Genomic DNA, 814 nt, shown 5'->3' with positions numbered 1-814 from the left:
GTGCTTTCGTGGTTTCCCGCGGACTTTGGTAATCGGCCAAATGAGCTTCACATCAACCGGATACACCTTGAGGTGCCGAGGGATGCCGACGGCCCAGGCCAATCCGCGTTCTGTTAGCCCTTGTCGAAATGGTGCGCTGAGCCCGTATCCTGCATCCGCCAGCACACATCCAAAGCGCACGTTGGCTGCCATCGCTCGATCAACCTCAGCCAAAGCGATTTCTGGCTTGGATCTTGCCGTTCGGTGTTCGATCGGCACCCGAGCACGCATCAAACGAGACACATTGCCTGTCCAACTCTCGGGCAGAAAGAGACGCAATGCGACCATCACGGGCACTTCGCCGCGCGCAAGGGTCAGCGACACCAGCGTTTGGCAATTTGCCGTTTTGCCAAGAGAGGACGCATATTGAGCCGCGACACCAACCGAGCGTTCGCCCTTTTTCGGCATTGCGGTGTCATCAATGACTAATACCGCATCCTTGCCGCCGACAAGCCGATCCGCCTGGTTGAGCAGCTCAGATTCCAGCGGTGATGCGTCCCAGACACCTTCGACGATGAAATGGTGCAGCTGATCGTAGTTGCCGGTTGCAAGGCGTTCTGCCATCGGCTGAACGCTCTTGCGATCGCCCGGGCCGATCAATCCCGCAACGTACAGGGGACACATCCGCTGCCGGTCTTATGACCCAACCGGTCCAGGAACGGCTTCAGCCAGCGTTCGAGTTCGTCTTCCCATTCCGCCATGGTCAGCCCTCCAAGAGCCGACCACCCATGAATCATTGAAAAATCGATTCGGGAATCCTAATAAAGAGCCCAAA

The 814-nt window shown here is 57.4% G+C and carries 1 pseudogene; it reads right to left on the bottom strand.

Annotated elements, in window-relative coordinates:
* Positions 1 to 776, bottom strand: a pseudogene (locus tag I6F33_RS37885) (IS701 family transposase); the annotation flags it as partial.
* Between the last annotated feature and the right edge of the window lie 38 nt (positions 777 to 814).

This window comes from Bradyrhizobium sp. BRP20, from assembly GCF_020194215.1.
In the GTDB taxonomy this organism is placed as follows: domain Bacteria; phylum Pseudomonadota; class Alphaproteobacteria; order Rhizobiales; family Xanthobacteraceae; genus Bradyrhizobium; species Bradyrhizobium yuanmingense.
The sequence above is the reverse complement of the archived record's forward strand: the minus strand, read 5'-3'. Positions and strand labels throughout refer to the sequence as shown.